The sequence below is a fragment of the Natroniella acetigena genome (genome assembly GCF_023227745.1).
GTDB classification, from domain to species: Bacteria; Bacillota; Halanaerobiia; order Halobacteroidales; family Halobacteroidaceae; genus Natroniella; species Natroniella acetigena.
The window spans coordinates 1-17,617 of the sequence record NZ_JALKBX010000022.1 but is presented as its reverse complement, the minus strand read 5'-3'; the positions used below and the strand labels follow the sequence as shown (position 1 = coordinate 17,617).

Here is a 17,617-nt window from a genome sequence, read left to right as displayed (position 1 = left end):
TGAGTATTTAGTCTTAGGATGCTTTGCAATTATTGATGGTTTAAGTGTTTGTGGTTTTATGATTTTGAACTCAATTGTAAATTGTACATTGTAAATTGTACACTAAGACGGGAGTGCAGAGAAACTTAGTTATCTTGTAGTGATAGGTTTAAATTTAGCTGAGAGCACTATAAATTAAATAAGGAGTGTTAATCATGACTAAAAAAACAGGAAAGAAAGAATCATATTGGTGGCAACATAAAAGTTTTAATGAGATTGAAGAGCATGCTAAAGAGTGTGACATAGCTATTTTACCGCTAGGTTCGATTGAGCAGCATGGACATCACTTACCAACAGGGCATGACACTTTGCAATTATTCCCAATGTTAGAAAAGGTAGCTGAGGAGACAGGTGCTATGTTATTGCCGACTCCTTGGTATGGAGCTCATCCTCATCATCATTGGGAGTTTCCAGGGACTATTCCTTTGGAGAATGACACATTAAACAAATTGATCAAAGATGTAGTACGAGGTGCTGCTAAAGCTGGATTTAAAAAGTTTATTTTATTCTTTGGTCATGGGCAAGCTTTCGTCACTAATTATACTGTTCAGGAATTAGGTAGAGAAGGTTATTATGTTTTATCAGTTATGTTTCAGAGTATGGTTCGAGATATTCATAAAGATATTTTTGAAACTCCATTTTGGCATGCTGATGAAGCAGAAACTTCACTAGCATTGCATAATTTCCCTGAGTATGTCGATATGAGTAAAGCTGTAGATATGGGAGCTACTTCGCTTGTTGATGGAGAGTTTGTTTCTGGTTGTACAGATTATGGTGTTTCTACACCACTTCGTTTTGATTCTGGTACAGTGAGTGCTCCAGAGTATAAGGATCTTAAAACAGAAGATGGGGAATTGATTGGAGTAGTAGGAAAGCCAAGTTTAGCCAGTAAAGAAAAAGGTGAAGAGTATACTGATTATATTGTAGAACGAACTATCAAGCTTGTTAAGCATATTAAAGAAAAGTATCCAGCAGGAGAAGAGGTAGAAACGATTTAATTTAGGGAAGGGTTATAGTAAAAACTTTATAGCTAAGTTAACTTAGCTATAAAGTTTTATTGTCATGAGCATGGGATATTTTCATTCTGGATAGATGAGTGTAAGTCTACAGGAAAAATTCAGAATTTAAGATATGCAGAGTTTAACTGTGTAGAGAATAGCAAAATTACTCAAACAGAGTTGTTTGTTGATATTATTGGGTTTATGCTACCGCTTGGAATAAATTTATAAGGCTTGGATATCTTTGAGCGTACTCAACAGATAATGAACCTTGAAGTATAAATTTAGTAGAGAGTAAGGAGGAAAATTAGATATGTCTTATGGATATCATGGAAAGATATTGAAGATAAATTTGACTACTGAAGAGATAATAGTAGAAGAGAAGGAAGAAAAGTTTTATCGCAAATATTTAGGAGGCCCTGGCATTGCAGCTTATTATGCATTACAAGAAATTCCTGCAGGTGCAGATCCATTAGGACCAGATAATGCTTTGATTATTACTAATTCAGTCTTAACTGGTGCTCCTGGGCCAACAGTAATGCGTTATACAGTTTCGGCTAAATCACCACTGACAGATACCTTTGGCAAGTCAGAAGCAGGTGGTTGGTGGGGGCCAAGATTTAAGGCTACTGGATATGATGGTCTAGTAATTAAAGGAAAGGCTGCAGAGCCTACTTTTATATTGATTGATGGAGGAGAAGTTTCTTTAGAGAGTGCAGAAGATTTATGGGGGCAAGCTACTAAAGAGGTTGAAGAAGAGTTACAAGATCGATTTGGTGGCAATACTCGAGTAATGCAGATTGGCCCTGGTGGAGAAAATCAGGTTATGTATGCTAATATCTGTAATGATTTGGCCCACTTTAATGGTCGTAATGGTATGGGAGCAGTGATGGGTTCTAAGAACTTGAAGGCTGTTGTGGTCAAAGGAAAGAAGAAGACAAACTGTGCTGATGAGGAAAATGTTAAAGATATAATGAAGTGGGTCGGGCAAAATGTAATGGAGCATCCTTTGACTTCATTATTGCATAAAACTGGTACGGCTGGTGGAATAACTAGTGTTAATGCTGGTGGAGCTTTACCGACAAACAACTGGCAAGAGAATTATTTTGAAGATGCTGATAAGATAGGTTCTGATGCTTTAGAGGAGATTTTAATTAAACGAGGTGGCTGTTATGGCTGTCCTATTCGCTGTAAGCGGGTAGTGGAAGTTGAGGGTGATGACTTTACAGTTGATCCAGATTATGGTGGTCCTGAGTATGAAACATTGGCTGCTTTAGGTTCGAATTGTGGGATTGATGATATTAAATTGATTGCTAAAGCAAATGAGTTATGTAATAAATATACAATTGATACTATTTCCTTTGGGATGACACTTTCTTTTGCTATCCATTGCTATCAAGAAGGTTTGATTACTAAAGAAGATACAGAGGGTTTAGAGCTTGAATTTGGTAATCAAGATATATTATTATCGTTAATTGAACAGACAGCTAAAAAAGAAGGTTTTGGAGCTAAGTTGGCTCTAGGATCAGAGCGATTAGCAGAGGAGATAGGTGAGGAATCAAAAGAGTACTTACGGACGGTCAAAAAGCAGGAGTTACCGATGCATGATCCACGAGTTAAGACAGGTTTGGGTCTGCAATTTGCTTTATCAAGCCATGGGGCAGACCACTGGGTAGCACAGCATGATCCATTCTTTACAGATAAAGAGGCAATGGGCATGGATTTATTAAAGACTTTAGGAATTTTAGAACCGATTCCTGCTATTGATTTAAGTGTAGATAAGGTTCGGTTCTTCTACTATACAAATTTATTAACTTTATTATATGACTGCTTAGGAACATGTGTCTTTGGAGTTGTAGCTCGAGGTATCTTACCAACAGATAAATATTTAGAGTTGATTAGATCAGTTACAGGTTGGAATACAAGCTTATGGGAGTTATTAAAGGTTGGTGAAAGAACAGCCAATTTAATGCGATTGTTTAATATTCGGGAAGGTTTTTCTAAAGAGGATGATAAATTACCGACCCATTTCTTTAATAAGATTAAAGGTGGTCCATTAGATGGTAAAAATGAATTGGAGCAAGAAGAGTTTAATGACGCAATAGAAGAGTACTATCAAATGGTAGGTTGGGATTTAGAGGGTCGACCGTTGAGAGCAAAAGTTAATGAGTTAGGGATTATTGCAGATCTAGGTGATTACTTAGAAGGCTTACCTTGGACTTAAGGTATCCTCTGTAGGAAGGGGGGGCGAGCTGATAATGAAAAATATAAAACTCTGTTTATATGGAGGATTGCATAAGTATCTTGAGGAGGAAAAAGAACAAGAGGTAAATGTGCCAGATGGTGCTACTATTGATTGGCTATACTCTGATTTAGATTTGGATAGAAATGTGGCTAAAGTAGTCTTACAAGATGGTGATTTGATTGAAAATTTTTCTACAGTAATTGAAGATGATGCCAAGATAGAGATTTATCCAGTTTTTGGTGGAGGTTAAAATAGATATGTTGGGGGGATGAATATTGGATTTAAGAGATAGAATTAAGCAGTTGGATGTTCCAGAAGGCAGACTGGCCATCTTTTGGCTAGGTAATGCTGGATTTGCTTTAAAGTCGGCTCAAGGAGATATTATCTATCTCGATCCTTACTTATCAGATTGTGCTCAACGATTATATGGTTTTAAACGGCTTTATCCTACACCAATTGGAGCTGATGACGTAGAAGCTGATTGTGTTTTGATTAGTCATCAGCATGGTGACCATTTTGATATTGACAGTCTTCCAACTATAATGAAACAAGATGATATAAAATTACTTGGCCCTCAACCATGTATTGAGCAGGGTTTAGAATTAGGAATTAGTGAGGAGAAGTTAGTTGAGGTAGAAGAAGGATCTAAAGAGTCATTTACTAACTTTGAAGTACTGACTGTCTTTGCAGATCATGGTGACTTAGCTCCTCAAGCTGTAGGCTATATACTGAACTTTGGAGATTTAAAGCTTTATTATACAGGGGATACAGCTTATAGTCCAGATAAGATGAAACAAGCCTTTTCATTACAACCTGAAATTCTAATTGCACCGATTAATGGAAAGTTCAATAACTTGAATTCAATCGAAGCAGCTTTACTAGCTCGTGATTGTAGAGCAGAAGTAGTAATTCCAGCTCATTTTTGGATGTTTGCCCAGCATAATGGTAGCTTAGGAAAATTTATAGAGTATGTTGATCAGATTGCACAGGAGACTGATTATGAGTTAATTACTCAGGGGGACTGTTATCTATATAGTTGACAGTGAACAGTTTACAGTTAAGATCAAAGTCTTTAAAATCTTAGAGATCAAAAGTAAGATAAGTCATGAGTCGTGTGCTATGAGTTTTGAGTTTTGAGCCAATTAAAGATCATAAGCCAAAGCCAAAAAACTTTATAATACAAGGTAGTTAGTTAGATCTTGATTTAAAGATTTTGAATTTAGCTCATGACTCACGACCCACGACTTACAGCTTGTGTAACTGAAAGTGCCACTTTATATCTAAAGCTAGCTTTAAGGAGGGGTAAAATGTCTGCTAAAGGCGATTCTTCACAGCAATTTAAAACTAAAAACAGTTCAAAAAAAGACGGACTGACCAAGAATGACTCTACAATAAAGAGCAATCATAAGGTGTTTTATGGCAATAATAGTGAAGTTAATAGAGTAGGTTACTCTGATTATAATGACTTTTTAGATCAAGAAGATAGTAAGCAAAGAATGGAAGGTTTTGATCAAGAATATTCAGATATTGTTGATTATATTATGAAGATTACACATCGTATTTGGGAAGAAAAGGGGATTGGCATTATTTATGATACTTATCATAATGATGTTGAAATTCATGCTGGGTCACAGAATATTACAGGAATAAAAGAGGTAATAGCAGGTACTTTACAGACTCTTCATGCATTTCCTGATAGAAAATTAATGGGGGAGAATGTGATTTGGTCTAAATATGATAAGAAGGGGTATTTTTCTTCACATCGGGTTATGTCAACGGCAACAAATTTGGGGGATAGTAAATTTGGTTCAGCAACCGGAAGAAAAGTTAACTTCAGAACGGTAGCAGAATGTGTTGTTCATAATAATAGAATTCATAAAGAATGGCTTGTTCGGGATAATTTATGGATTGTAAAGCAATTAGGATTTGATCCCCATCAAGTTGCTAAAAAAATGGCAGAAGCAAGCAGAGATAAAGTTCCTGCTTTACAGAGTGATTTTGGAGTGGAAGAGACGATGAATGGACAGTTCTTTCCTAAACGATATCAAGCAAAAGATTCAAGTGTTGGTGAATTGGTATTAGAAATGTGTAATCGAATTTATGAATGTAGGTTATTTAATGAAGTGAAGGATTATTATAGTGATAATGCTGTAGTCCATTATATTTGTAATAAAGATTTAGTGGGGTATAGTCAGATTCAAGGTATGTTAATCAGTTTATTTGCTTCCTTTCCTAATGCTAGTTATAGTATTGATCGTGTGGTCTGTAATCAAAAAGATAATCCCAATGATTGGGATGTATCTGTTAGATGGAGACTTCGTGGTTTACATGAAGGTAGGGGATACTTTGGTGAACCATCTGGAAAGCTAGTAGAGATCTTGGGAGTTAACCATTACCATATTATTGATGATAAGGTTGTGGAAGAATGGGTAACATTTGATGGCTTGGATGTATTACGACAGATATATTTAGATGGAGATAAAGGAGGGGATAGTTATGACAAAGATGAAGGCTGCTAGAATTTTTGGAGAAAAGGAGATCAAAGTTGTAGAAATACCAAGACCAGAAGTTGGCCCTGAAGAAGTATTGATTAGAGTTAAGGCAGTAGGGTTGTGTGGGACAGATGTTGAATTGTATGAAGGGACAATGCCTTATATAGAAAGAGGTGATACAGTATTACCAATTACTCCTGGACATGAGTGGGCAGGAGTAGTAGAAGAGGTCGGAGAGGGAGTTAGTGATTTTGGCCCTGGAGATAGAGTAACTGGTGATGTTTCTTTAGCTTGTGGAGATTGTAGTTACTGTATGAGTGGTAGTTATAATTTGTGTCCGAATAGAAGGGTTGTAGGTAGTTATAAAAATAAAGATGGAGGATTTGCAGAGTATATTATAATGCCTGAACGCCATTTATATTGCTTACCGGAAAATATTACCTTTCCAGAAGCAGCTATGGTTGAATCAGCAGCAACCTGTGTTTATGGTATTGAAAAGACAGGGATAGAATTTGGTAGTACAGTATTGGTGATTGGAGATGGGCCAATAGGTCAGTTAGCTGCTCAATCTGTAGCTGCTAGTGGGGCAGGAGAAGTAATTTTATCTGGTTCATATGATCAAAAGTTGGCTATAGCTGAAAAGACTTGTGATGCTAAAACAATCAATCGCTATCAACAAGATGTAATTGAGACTGTGATGGATTATACAGGCGGAATAGGAGCAGATATTGTCATAGAAGCTTGTGGAAATGAGTTGGGTTTAAAGCAAGCAATAGAAGCTGTTAAACCAGGAGGAAAGTTGTGCTTATTAAGTATTTACCCTCAGGATGAATTAACTATAGATCTTAATACAATGGTGTTTAAGGATTTAGAGATACATGGTAGTTTAGCAAGCCCTAATGCATTTCAACCAACTATTAATATGTTAAAAGCAGGGAAAATTAAGACTGAAGAATTAAATTCACATACTTTATCGCTTGAAGATGTTGAAGATGCTTTTGATTTAATTTATAATAATAAAGAAGAAGTACTTAAAATAATTTTGACCCCATAAAAGTAATTAATTAGCTTAAGTTTAGGGGTAATAAAAACGATTAAAAGAAAAAGGGCTTTATAATCAGATTCGTACTTTAGGAAGCAAGCAGTTTTGCATTAGATAAGTTCAAAAAAGTAGGTTGGGACTAATTTAGCTAGTTGGGGAGGTTTAAATATTGACATTAAGAAAAAGAGCTTTAGATTTGCATTATAAAAATAAAGGTAAGATAGAAGTTAGAAGTAAGATTAAATTAGAAACTGGTGATGATTTAAGCATTGCTTATACTCCAGGTGTAGCTGAACCTTGTAAAGAAATTAGCCAAGATGTCAGTAAGGCTTATGATTATACTTCTAAAAGTAATATGGTAGCTGTTGTAACTGATGGTAGTGCGGTTTTGGGTCTAGGAAATATTGGCCCTACAGCTTCTTTACCAGTAATGGAGGGGAAAGCAGTTTTGTTTAAAGAACTTGCTGGGGTTGATGCTGTTCCTATCTGCCTTAATACTCAAGATAGTGATGAAATAATAGAGACGGTTAAAAGGCTGGAGCCCAGCTTTGGTGGGGTGAATTTAGAAGATATTTCATCTCCACGATGTATAGAAATTGAAGAAAGATTAAAGCAAGAAGTTGATCTTCCTATTTTTCATGATGATCAGCATGGAACAGCAATTGTTGTTTTAGCAGGATTAATCAATGCTTTAAAGCTTGTTGAGAAGGAGCTAGAAGGAATAAAAGTAGTAATTAATGGTGCTGGTTCAGCGGGAATTGCAATTGCAAAATTATTGTTAAGTGTAGGCGTAAAAGAGATAATTATGTGTGATTTATTTGGAATTCTTCATCCAAAAGTAACAGAGATGAATTCAATTCAGGCACAGATGGCAGAGATAACTAATAAAAGTGATCTTGAAGGAGATTTAGCAACTGCTTTACAGGGTGCAGATGCTCTAATTGGAGTTTCTGCTCCAGATGTTGTTTCGCAAGAAATGGTTGCTAGTATGGCTGCTGATCCAGTTGTATTTGCCTTGGCTAATCCAATTCCTGAAATCAATCCTGATCAGGCTAAAGAAGCAGGAGCAGCAATTGTAGGGACTGGTCGTTCTGATTATCCTAATCAAATAAATAATGTATTAGCTTTTCCTGGAATATTTAGAGGTGCGTTAGATGTTAGAGCTACAGAGATTAATCAACAGATGAAGGTTGCAGCTGCTTATGCAATTGCTAATTTGATTCCAGAGAATAAATTGAAAGATGATTATATAATACCTGATTCATTAGATAAGAGTGTTGTAGTCGGGGTTGCTGATGCGGTGGCTAAAGTTGCTATTGAGAGTGGAGTAGCTAAGGTAAAAGTAGATAAATAAATTCAATTATAAAATGATGAGGGGAAACATATGGCAAAGGTAACATTGAAAAATTTGAAGAAGGTTTATCAAGATAATAAAGCAGGGGCAGTAACAGAAGTTAAGGATGCTAGTGTGGAGATTAGTTGAAGATAAAACAGATGAAGGTAATATAGTAACTGCTGAAGTGGAAGTAGTAGAACCTATGGGTTTTGAAATAAATCTTTATCTAAATATAGCAGAGATTGACTCAGAAAGTGATGTAGAGGTTAGAGATCAAATGCAGTTTTTATTTGATCTAAATAAAATGCATATTTTTGATGTAAAGACTGAAAAGACAGTTGTATAGGAAGTATTTGGTTTAAATATAAATTCTAACGACTGATTTCCTTTTTTTATTACTTTTTAGAGAAAAAAAGAGGAAATCAATCGTTTTTTATTGGAATACAATTCAATAGATTGAGTATTTTAACTTGCTTTAATATGGAGGGGGAGTTTTTAATGAAAGTTACTATTGAAGATATAGCTAAGGTTGCTAGTGTTTCTGTATCAACTGTATCTCGAGTCTTAAATAATAAAAAATATGTTAGTGAGGATACCAGAAAGAAAGTATTAGAAGTTGTAAAAGAACTTGATTATAGACCGGACAATATTGCAAGGAGTATGATTACTAAGAGGACAAATACTATCGGGCTTGTAATTCCTGATTTAACAAACCCTTTTTATGCTGAAACTTCAAAGGTTATTGTTGATGTTGCTAGGGAATATGGCTTTTCAACTATAATTTGTAATACAGATAATCAATCAGGCTTGCGTCAAGAGGAGTATATTGATACTCTACAACAAAAGCGAGTAGATGGAATTATTTTTGGTTCAGTTAGAACTAAAGAACAAAGCCTTAATAAACTTAATGCTGCTGATATTCCTTATATTACTTACCATCGTAGATTAGAAGAAGATGATTCTAATTTTGTAGTAAGTGATGATATTAATGGGATTTATAATGCAGTAGAATATTTAGCGAGTTTAGGGCATCAGCATATTGGATATATATCAGGACCACGTTGTTTTTCTACAAGTACAGAGAGATTAAGAGGTTTTTTAAAAGCACGAAAAGATTTTAGTATAAAATCTGATCCTCAGCTTATTAAAGATGGAGGTTATTCTGAAGAGCAAGCTTGGGAAGCTACACAGGAATTGCTTGAATTAAAAATAAGACCGACTGCTATCTTAGCTGCTAATGATTTAATGGCTTTATCAGCACTTGATTGTTGTTTATCATTTGATTTGTCAGTACCTGACGATATATCAATCATGGGATATGATGATATTACTTTATCATCTCATGCTAGAATAAATTTGACAACCGTCTCTGTTAAACCAAAAATAATGGCTAAAAAAGCAACTAAACTATTTATAGAAAAAAAATTAAAGAAGAGCGAAGAGAAAGCAATTCAGGTTACGTTAGAGCCAAAATTAACGATTAGAAAGACGACTGCTTCTAAAAGTAATTAATTTTAAACTTAATAAAGAGAATGATATTTTTATTTTTTGTTCAAGCTTATTGATCGTAAATTTATCTAAAATACTTAATTAGGAAAGAAGTTCCCCTCCCTACAAGTCAAAGACTTTTCGTAATAAATTTTCTGAATTTTTAATTTAGTTGGAGAGGTTCACTTGAACAGGTTTATGAAAATAATGCTCAAATTAGAGGGTTATTTGAAGAGGGAATTATTCCAGCAGTCGCTAATGATTCAAGTGCTAAATATAGATTCTACAATTCGTAATTTAAAACTAAAAACTAATAAAAAAATAAATTAAGTTAATAAGTAGACTCAAAAACCATATTTTAAGTTCCTAGTATTACTGAGAAACTTTGAAATTAAAATAGGTTCTTTAATTAATGTTGTGAAAAATTTAGTTCATTGTAATTAACACCCATTATAAAATAATTGCAATGGGTGTTAAACTTTATTTTCATCTTCATTTTATATAAAAGCTAGAAATATTCTATTTCTTAGATTTTCTAAATTAGTTACTCCATATCCTATTCGTTTTATCAATTTAATTTTATTATTTATGCCTTCAGCAAAGCCATTATTTATTTTTGTATCAAAAAAATTAGCAACTTATCTTCCCAATTCTTAACTGTCTTTTTAGCACTTAAAAAAGGCTTTAGGTTACTATCTATAACTCGTTTATACCAAACCATATGAAACTTATTTAGCATTGGGAAAAACCTCTTGAGCCACTGATTTATAAGCTCGCCACATATCCATGGATATAGCCTTTATATTTTCTCTAGCCTTTTTTGACCATTCCTGCTCAAAACAATCTATGATTAGCTCACAAAAAGTAATTCGATATTACTCATTAAAAACCAAATTTTCATCTTTGATAAATGAAATAGTAAATAAATGGTTCTACTGCAAAAAGGTTATCATCACCTTAAACACCACAACATAGTGCGTTTGACCACCTAGTCAATCACTATATATTGTAGGGCGTAATCTAAAAAGTTAGTTTTTGCAGTGCAATCATATAATTACCTACCTTTCTAGATTGGTTACTAGGTTAGTTATACCATGCATCACAGAGAAAAGTAATATCTTTAGTACTCAATAATCCTATAACGCTATCTATTAGCTTTTGAGCAATAGTCAGTTTACTCTTATCTTTTTTATATAATCTAAATCCAATTGGGATTGTTTTATATTCAAGACCATCTGCCGATTGAGAAACAGGTATATATAAACAAACGAAAGTGTTACCTTTCAAGTAATTACTACTATTACGCCTAATATGATCAAAAAAGTTATTATGACCAGCGAATTTATTACCAAATTTCTCTTAAAGAGTATCATCAATAATTAGAAATACTTTTTCATCTCTTAGTTCTTCTGGGATAACATCTAAAAGTAGACTTACTGTTCTTTTCATCATCTCCTCTAAGCTCCATTTGCTATATGAGAAAAAGTAGTATAATGAATTTAGACTACTATTCATATGCTTAGAGATGAAATTATTCCAGATAAATCTAAGAGAATGGATTTTCTCAAAGCTTATAATAGAAACTATAACCTATAAAGAACATTTTAAAAGTCTTCTTTGTGAGAAGATCACGATAATTATTAGCAAATTTTTTGATGATAGAGTAGATATTATTTTGATTATTTGATATAATATTCATGTGACTGAATCTCCTTTTTTGATTCTTCTTGGTCGAAGATGTTATATTAAAAAAGGAGATTGGTCGCATTTTTTATTTAATTTTCTTGTAAAGTGGTGTTATATTGTGTTATTTAGAGAAGTGATGATTTTTAAGTCAGACTATGATATAATTGTATCGATCTATTAAAATGAAGCGAGTAGATAGTAAAAAAATTGAGATACTAAGCAAATTAAATAATTAAGAATAAAAAGAAGAAATTTTGTGATAGATGACCTTGATAAAGTTAGTAGAAAGGTAGTTAAGGATATCACCTAGTAGCAATGCGTTGTAGACAAAATTTTTTGTTAAAAACATGAAATGGAGGTTCACTAGAACTTGTTACTTTTTCTATTTTAGAAAGGTGAGAGATAGAATAATTTTGACTTTAAGATATTGGGTCAGTCCAATTTATAGCATTAGAAGTTAAATAATAATTTTGAGAGAGGATAAAGATGAAATTTGTTAAAAAGTTTTTGTTTCATAGAAGTACATTTTTGGTTATTGCAATACTAGTCCAGTTGCTAGTTTTGATAGGAGTAATCTTAAAATTTAATGAGTACTTTGTTTTATTCTATGGGGGAAGTATACTTATCAGTATAGTTGCGGTGTTAGGAATTATAAATAATCATATGAATCCAGTCTATAAGCTGGCGTGGATTATACCTATCTTATTATTTCCGATCTTTGGAGGGTTGTTCTATATCTTCTTTGGTGGAAAAAAGATGGGTAAGCGTGCTAAAAATAAAATGGCATCAATAAGAGATAGAATTGGTAAAGTCTTACCACCACAAGAGTTTATTTTAGAAGAGATTGAATCACAAAATAAAATTGCCGCTAATCAGTCAAGATATATCCAAAACTATGCATATTCCCCACCTTATCGTAATACAACAACTGAATACCTATCAACTGGGGAGATGAAGTTTGAAAGATTAAAGGAAGAATTAAGAAGAGCAGAAGATTATATCTTTTTAGAGTATTTTATTATTGAAGAAGGTGAGATGTGGGATAGTATACTTGAAATATTAGTAGAGAAGGCAGCAAAGGGTGTAGATGTTCGTGTTATCTATGATGATGTAGGTTGTTTATTCACTTTGCCTTATAAATATGATACAAAGCTTGAAAAAATGGGAATTAAGTGTTCTGTTTTTAATCCTTTACGTCCTATATTATCTCCAATACTTAATCATCGCGATCACCGTAAAATTGCAATTATTGATGGTCATACAGCATTTACAGGTGGTATTAATTTGGCTGATGAATATATAAATAAGATTGAAAAGTATGGACATTGGAAAGATTCTGCTATTATGCTCAAGGGAGAAGCGGTCTGGAGTATGACTGTAATGTTTTTATCTATGTGGGATTATCTGAGAGGAATCGACGAGGATTTGAATGAATTCAAGTATGATGAGACTTTATTACAGGATAACCACAAGGATGGGGATGGATATATTCAACCATTTGCAGATAGTCCACTAGATGATGAAACTGTTGGAGAGATAGCTTATCTTAATTTAATTAATAAGGCTAAAGAGTATGTTTATATTACGACTCCCTATTTAATTATCGATCATGAAATGGTAACAGCATTATCATCAGCTGCTAAGGGAGGGGTTGATATTCGTATAATTACCCCTCATTGTGCGGATAAATGGTATGTTCATGCGGTTACTAGATCTTATTATAAGATTCTGATTGAGAGTGGAGTTAAAATCTATGAATATCTTCCTGGATTCATCCATTCAAAAACTTATATATCAGATGATGAGTACGGTGTTGTAGGTACGATAAATATGGACTACAGGAGTCTATATTTACATTTTGAATGTGGTGTTTGGATGTATGGTTGTAGTAGTATTATTGAAATGAAAAGAGATTTTTTTGATATTTTAAAGGTTTGTAGGGAGATTGATATAGAAGATTTCAAGGAGCCTGAATGGTATAAAGCGTTAGGACGTTCAGTATTACGTGTCTTTGCCCCCTTGATGTGATTAAGCTTCTTAAAAAGCTAAGTCTTGAGAAGTGGAGGAAGTTAGTTTTGTTTCAGAAAACTTTGTAGAAGTGTATAGAAATATCATCCCTCAAGAAGAAGTAGAATTAAAAAAATCTGTGCTTCAGTTTAAGATAGATGAGCAATCTGGACAAGGTAAGTGGCTGAAAAATATTTGGAACAGGATAGTTAATTTGTTTAAAATATAAGGCTTGTAAGAATATATGTTGATTCAAGTAAGTTTCGGTGACATAAGGGCTCAAAGTGGAGTTTTATTACGATATAGCTTTACAATTGACAATTGACGGAATGTACAATTTACAATTAAAGGTCAAGTTCTTAAAAGATTAAGTTCTTTAAAAAGCCTTGTAGCAATAAGCTTTGGTTGATTTTGATTATAAGATTTAATGGTGTTAATTGTCAATTGTCCCAGCATAACTATACTAAACGTCTATTAAGTGCAGCTAAGTCTTTTTAAAGTAAATAGCAATAATTTAAAGAAATTTTATTAGTTTCCTAATAGCTTCTTAATATTTACTCTTTATAATATGAGTATAGAATAAAAATTAAAGCAGGTTTAAAGATGAGTAAAAAAGAGTTGATCATTCAAAAGTAGCTTAAAGTGGGACTATGAAATTATTTTTATAAAATACTTAATTTATCAGAAACAATGCAATTTACAAATAAAAAACAAAGAATATAAACAAGTAGAAGATTATTATTTAGTATTAGTAGATGAAGAGACTGAAGAAATTTAAAGAAAAAACATTTAATATAGTCTACTATCAATATTGATAGTAGACTATATTAAACTACTATAAGTCAAATAAATCAATAATTTTAGTGGATGTTTAGCTATTCCAACCTATTATAGCTGCTCCTAAAGCACCCGCAAATTGGGAGTGGTCAGATGTATAAATTTTACTATCCAGTTTGTTACTAAGTACCTCTTTTATTCTTTTACTTTGAGCTAGTCCCCCAGTAAATAGGATTTTATCTCTAGTATCTATCTTACCTAATAAAATCATAGTTTTACTTGCAATGGAATCAATAATTCCTAGAATTATTGATTTTTTAGAAGCCCCTTGGGCAAGCAAGCTAGTTACTTCAGATTCAGCAAAAACTGCACACATACTACTAATTTCTTCAGGTTCAATATCTTGAGCAAGCTTATCTATATCAGCAATATCTATTCCTAAAGAATTAATAGTTACTTCTAGAAATTTTCCCGTTCCTGCTGCACACTTGTCATTCATTATAAAATCTGTTACATTTCCTTCTTTATCTATATTTATTGCTTTGCTATCTTCTCCACCTATATCAATAATAGTTCTTATTTGCTCATCAATAAAGTGAGCTCCTTTAGCATGACAAGTTATTTCAGTAACAATTTTATCAGCAAAATCAGTAGATATTCTACCGTATCCAGTAACTACAACTTGCTTAATTTCTTTTTTTTGTAGATTATTAGTTTCTAGTAGTTTTTTTAGACATTGTTGACCGGCTTGTTTAGGGCTCCAACCTGTAGGAGTTATAGTTTTATCAACTATCCTTTTATTGAACAGAACTGCTTTTGTTGCCACTGAACCTATATCAATTCCTATAGAATACATAAAATTCCTCCTAGTTTTATAACATTTCTATAAATGCTCCCAGACGGGTGGCTAACTGACCTGTGTCAGTTTGAGAATAATCAGTTTCTATATTTGTGTACGATATATTTTTTTCATTATTTACAAATTCTTTAATTGTAGCCGTTTCTATATTATAAGTATGACAGCCTTGTAATGCTATATCTACTACTCCATCTACTTGATAGCGATCAATCAATTCGGAAAGTAAATCTAGTCGACCATCATTAGGTGACATAACAGAACAAGGAATATTTAAATATTTTTTAGTTAAAGCATCTATAGGGTTAATATTTTCAGCAACTAATTCTTCATTGGCTTTAACCCCAAAACAATTTTCAAAGCAGACTACAACTCCTCCACTATTCTCTATAGCTTTGACTACCTTTTCGCTATCCCCAGCTATTGGACAGCCTGTAATAAGGATTCTAGGTTTATCTTCAGCTATCTTCCTTTCTCCTTGCTGATAATCCTCTTTTATATCTTCTAGTAAACTTCCCATTTCTTTAATATGTTCTTCTTTATTGAACTTAAACTCAGCTCCATATAATACTTCTAGTATCTCAGACCCCTCAATTGGTGGCGGACATAAAGTACCAAGCTCATAAAATTGTTTCATTATTTCTCTTTCTCTATTTCGTAGGTTAATTGCCTCTTTTAATTTTTCATCTGTAATTTCAACATCAAATTGTTTTTCTAATTTTTCTTTTAGTTTTTTCATTTCTTTTTTCCAAAGATTGAAAGACTCTTTGTCTTCATTATTTTGAGGTAATTGCATAACATGCATAGCTTTTTTTTCTTTTAATAGTTCATACATTTTCTTTTTGCCATCACAAGTAGTCTCTCCTACTATTAAATCTGAAAAATAGAAGTAGGGACATGTATCAGTTACTCCAAATCCATAACTAGATTTAATCAGAGGACATAAATTTCTCGGTAAATCTTTTTCTGCCTCCTGAATAGGTTCTTCACTCGTTCCACATAATCCAATAGGAATTGCCCCAGCAGCCATTATAAGTTCTTTAGGAGTATAAGTACAATAAGTACCTATTATATCCTTACCTTGTTCTTTTAGTTCTTTTACTTTTAAAAATCCTTCTCTTTTTGCATTGCTAAATTCATCAAATGATTTTGGTAGTTTGGTCATTTTTTCATCCTCCTGTAATTTCATTTGCAAAAAATTGACTAATCTAATCTTATATAAAAAAATATTATATGTCAAATTAGATGTGTTTATATAAATGAGGTTTTGAATAAAAAAATATTATTTGACATATAAATAACTTTTATATATAATCGGATTGTGTGAACTAATAAAATTTTTATTAAAAAAGGGGAAATTTGAATGAAAAAAAGAAGTTTATTTGTCGTAATGTTGTTAATAGGGGTTATGTTAGTTCCGATGTCAGCAGAAGGTTTCTTTGGTTGGTTTGGTGGTGGAGATGAGGATGATATTCCTGATTTAAATGTATCTTACATATTTACTAATCACCAAACTCCACTTATGGTAGCAACTGCAAAAGGAGAAGATTTTAAATCAGAAGGAGTTTATTTGCAAGAGGTAAGTGAGCGAGAAGAGTATATTTTAATGGATGATGATGAAGAAATAGCTAATTTAAATTTAATAGTAAGTCAGAGTGGCTCAGAAACAATGACTATGATGAGTCAAGGACATGTGGATGTAGGATTTGCTTCAAGTGCAGCAGCTATTTCTGCTATTGACCAAGGGACTGACCTTAAGATTTTATGCCCAGTTCATACTGAGGGAATTGGATTAGTAATGGATAAAGACTCAGCAGTAAATGATTGGGAAGAGTTCTCTAAGTTGATAGAAAATAGTGATGAACCAGTAAAAGTGGGTTATCATTCACCAACCAGTGCACCAATAATACTTTTAAAGGAAGCGTTAGGGGAAGCAGGTATATCTTATTCAGGTGATTATCAGGATAGAGATGTTGAGGTTACATTAGTTGATTTAAGATCAACTTCTAATTTATTACCAGCTTTAACTGGTGGTCAGGTAGATGCTTGGGTTGGCCCATCTCCGTTTCCAGAATTAGCTGAGGTAGAAGGTGTTGGTGAAATAGTACTAGATATGAAAAATTTACCCCCAGAAGGTGAATGGTATGATTTTCCTTGTTGTATTATGGCAGCTACAGGACAGACAATTGATCAGCATTCTGAAGCATTAGAAGTATTTACAAAACTTATGAAAGTAAGTGCAGAATATTGCAATCAAAATATGGAAGAAGCAGCCAACATTACTGCTGATTATACTGGAGTTTCTGAAACTGCAGCTAGAATGTCCAGTATTAGATATACTACAGATCCTAGCGATAGTTGGGTTTCAAATTTAGGATTAATATACAATACACTTCAAGATTCGAAAGTATTAGAAGAAAAGTTAGTTAATAAAGATTATAATGAAGTTAAAGATGAACTTTTTGATTTTAGTTTTATTCATCTTTGGTAATTAATTTTTAGGCTTTAAATTTTATAATACAGAGTATTAATCAAAATTACTAGATTAATACTCTGTAGTTATTTTAAATTTATGGTTCTTCCTCGATTTTTGTGAAAAATAAATTAGCTGACATACCTAATATCAACCTATATGAAAATTATGGATAATA

15 protein-coding genes and 1 pseudogene are annotated in these 17,617 nt (G+C 33.0%); 12 read left to right on the top strand and 4 right to left on the bottom strand.

Annotated features, from left to right (window positions below):
* The first annotated feature begins 194 nt into the window (after positions 1–194).
* From MWH25_RS06635 to MWH25_RS06595, 9 genes are all read left to right on the top strand, one after another.
* A complete protein-coding gene (locus MWH25_RS06635; RefSeq protein WP_248626865.1) occupies positions 195–1,037 on the top strand; it encodes a creatininase family protein in 843 nt (280 codons plus the stop codon).
* 313 nt (positions 1,038–1,350) lie between these two features.
* A complete protein-coding gene (locus tag MWH25_RS06630; RefSeq protein ID WP_248626864.1) occupies positions 1,351–3,261 on the top strand; it encodes an aldehyde ferredoxin oxidoreductase family protein in 1,911 nt (636 codons plus the stop codon).
* Between the two features lie 34 nt (positions 3,262–3,295).
* Positions 3,296–3,532 carry a hypothetical protein gene (locus MWH25_RS06625; protein ID WP_248626863.1) on the top strand — a complete coding sequence of 79 codons (237 nt, stop codon included), beginning with the start codon at positions 3,296–3,298 and terminating at the stop codon, positions 3,530–3,532.
* Between the two features lie 25 nt (positions 3,533–3,557).
* Positions 3,558–4,322 carry an MBL fold metallo-hydrolase gene (locus tag MWH25_RS06620; RefSeq protein ID WP_248626862.1) on the top strand — a complete coding sequence of 255 codons (765 nt, stop codon included), beginning with the start codon at positions 3,558–3,560 and terminating at the stop codon, positions 4,320–4,322.
* 267 nt (positions 4,323–4,589) lie between these two features.
* Positions 4,590–5,801, top strand: a complete 1,212-nt coding sequence (locus MWH25_RS06615; protein ID WP_248626861.1) for an ester cyclase — start codon at positions 4,590–4,592, stop codon at positions 5,799–5,801.
* Positions 5,779–6,828, top strand: a complete 1,050-nt coding sequence (locus MWH25_RS06610; protein ID WP_248626860.1) for a zinc-dependent alcohol dehydrogenase — start codon at positions 5,779–5,781, stop codon at positions 6,826–6,828. The genes MWH25_RS06615 and MWH25_RS06610 overlap by 23 nt, the downstream gene beginning before the upstream one ends.
* A 154-nt stretch (positions 6,829–6,982) precedes the next feature.
* Positions 6,983–8,170, top strand: a complete 1,188-nt coding sequence (locus MWH25_RS06605; RefSeq protein ID WP_345947235.1) for an NAD(P)-dependent malic enzyme — start codon at positions 6,983–6,985, stop codon at positions 8,168–8,170.
* A gap of 106 nt (positions 8,171–8,276) precedes the next feature.
* Positions 8,277–8,498 (top strand): hypothetical protein, encoded by a 222-nt coding sequence (locus tag MWH25_RS06600; protein WP_248626858.1) that lies wholly within the window; start codon positions 8,277–8,279, stop codon positions 8,496–8,498.
* A 152-nt stretch (positions 8,499–8,650) separates the two neighbouring features.
* Positions 8,651–9,664: a LacI family DNA-binding transcriptional regulator gene (locus tag MWH25_RS06595; RefSeq protein WP_248626857.1), complete on the top strand. Its 1,014-nt coding sequence runs from the start codon at positions 8,651–8,653 to the stop codon at positions 9,662–9,664.
* 473 nt (positions 9,665–10,137) lie between these two features.
* Here MWH25_RS06595 and MWH25_RS06590 read toward each other — a convergent pair.
* Both MWH25_RS06590 and MWH25_RS13135 read right to left on the bottom strand, forming a co-directional pair.
* Positions 10,138–10,266: pseudogene (locus MWH25_RS06590) on the bottom strand (transposase); the annotation flags it as partial.
* 102 nt (positions 10,267–10,368) lie between these two features.
* On the bottom strand, positions 10,369–10,488 hold the full coding sequence (locus MWH25_RS13135; protein ID WP_428832801.1) for a transposase: 120 nt from the start codon (positions 10,486–10,488) through the stop codon (positions 10,369–10,371).
* Between the two features lie 1,324 nt (positions 10,489–11,812).
* Between MWH25_RS13135 and cls the strand changes: the two genes are divergently transcribed.
* Together cls and MWH25_RS06580 are read left to right on the top strand one after the other, a co-directional pair.
* A complete protein-coding gene (gene cls, locus MWH25_RS06585) occupies positions 11,813–13,354 on the top strand; it encodes a cardiolipin synthase (RefSeq protein WP_248626856.1) in 1,542 nt (513 codons plus the stop codon).
* A 31-nt stretch (positions 13,355–13,385) separates the two neighbouring features.
* Positions 13,386–13,562, top strand: coding sequence for a hypothetical protein (locus MWH25_RS06580; protein ID WP_248626855.1), 177 nt, complete (start codon positions 13,386–13,388; stop codon positions 13,560–13,562).
* 642 nt (positions 13,563–14,204) lie between these two features.
* Here the strand turns inward: MWH25_RS06580 and MWH25_RS06575 are convergent.
* Together MWH25_RS06575 and MWH25_RS06570 are read right to left on the bottom strand one after the other, a co-directional pair.
* Entirely contained in the window at positions 14,205–14,966 is a 762-nt protein-coding gene (locus MWH25_RS06575) for an acyl-CoA dehydratase activase (protein WP_248626854.1), read from the bottom strand.
* 16 nt (positions 14,967–14,982) lie between these two features.
* Positions 14,983–16,131: a double-cubane-cluster-containing anaerobic reductase gene (locus MWH25_RS06570; protein WP_248626853.1), complete on the bottom strand. Its 1,149-nt coding sequence runs from the start codon at positions 16,129–16,131 to the stop codon at positions 14,983–14,985.
* Between the two features lie 198 nt (positions 16,132–16,329).
* Here MWH25_RS06570 and MWH25_RS06565 point away from each other — a divergent pair, with 198 nt between their 5' ends.
* Entirely contained in the window at positions 16,330–17,457 is a 1,128-nt protein-coding gene (locus MWH25_RS06565) for an ABC transporter substrate-binding protein (protein WP_248626852.1), read from the top strand.
* Positions 17,458–17,617: the final 160 nt, after the last annotated feature.

Bases quoted from the DNA above. Each gene is read 5' to 3' on its own strand.
- cls (WP_248626856.1), top strand. From the start codon at position 11,813: ATGAAATTTGTTAAAAAGTTTTTGTTTCATAGAAGTACATTTTTGGTT.
- MWH25_RS06595 (WP_248626857.1), top strand. From the start codon at position 8,651: ATGAAAGTTACTATTGAAGATATAGCTAAGGTTGCTAGTGTTTCTGTA.
- MWH25_RS06600 (WP_248626858.1), top strand. From the start codon at position 8,277: ATGCTAGTGTGGAGATTAGTTGAAGATAAAACAGATGAAGGTAATATA.
- MWH25_RS06570 (WP_248626853.1), bottom strand. From the start codon at position 16,131: ATGACCAAACTACCAAAATCATTTGATGAATTTAGCAATGCAAAAAGA.
- MWH25_RS06635 (WP_248626865.1), top strand. From the start codon at position 195: ATGACTAAAAAAACAGGAAAGAAAGAATCATATTGGTGGCAACATAAA.
- MWH25_RS06615 (WP_248626861.1), top strand. From the start codon at position 4,590: ATGTCTGCTAAAGGCGATTCTTCACAGCAATTTAAAACTAAAAACAGT.
- MWH25_RS06630 (WP_248626864.1), top strand. From the start codon at position 1,351: ATGTCTTATGGATATCATGGAAAGATATTGAAGATAAATTTGACTACT.
- MWH25_RS06575 (WP_248626854.1), bottom strand. From the start codon at position 14,966: ATGTATTCTATAGGAATTGATATAGGTTCAGTGGCAACAAAAGCAGTT.
- MWH25_RS06610 (WP_248626860.1), top strand. From the start codon at position 5,779: ATGACAAAGATGAAGGCTGCTAGAATTTTTGGAGAAAAGGAGATCAAA.
- MWH25_RS06625 (WP_248626863.1), top strand. From the start codon at position 3,296: ATGAAAAATATAAAACTCTGTTTATATGGAGGATTGCATAAGTATCTT.
- MWH25_RS06565 (WP_248626852.1), top strand. From the start codon at position 16,330: ATGAAAAAAAGAAGTTTATTTGTCGTAATGTTGTTAATAGGGGTTATG.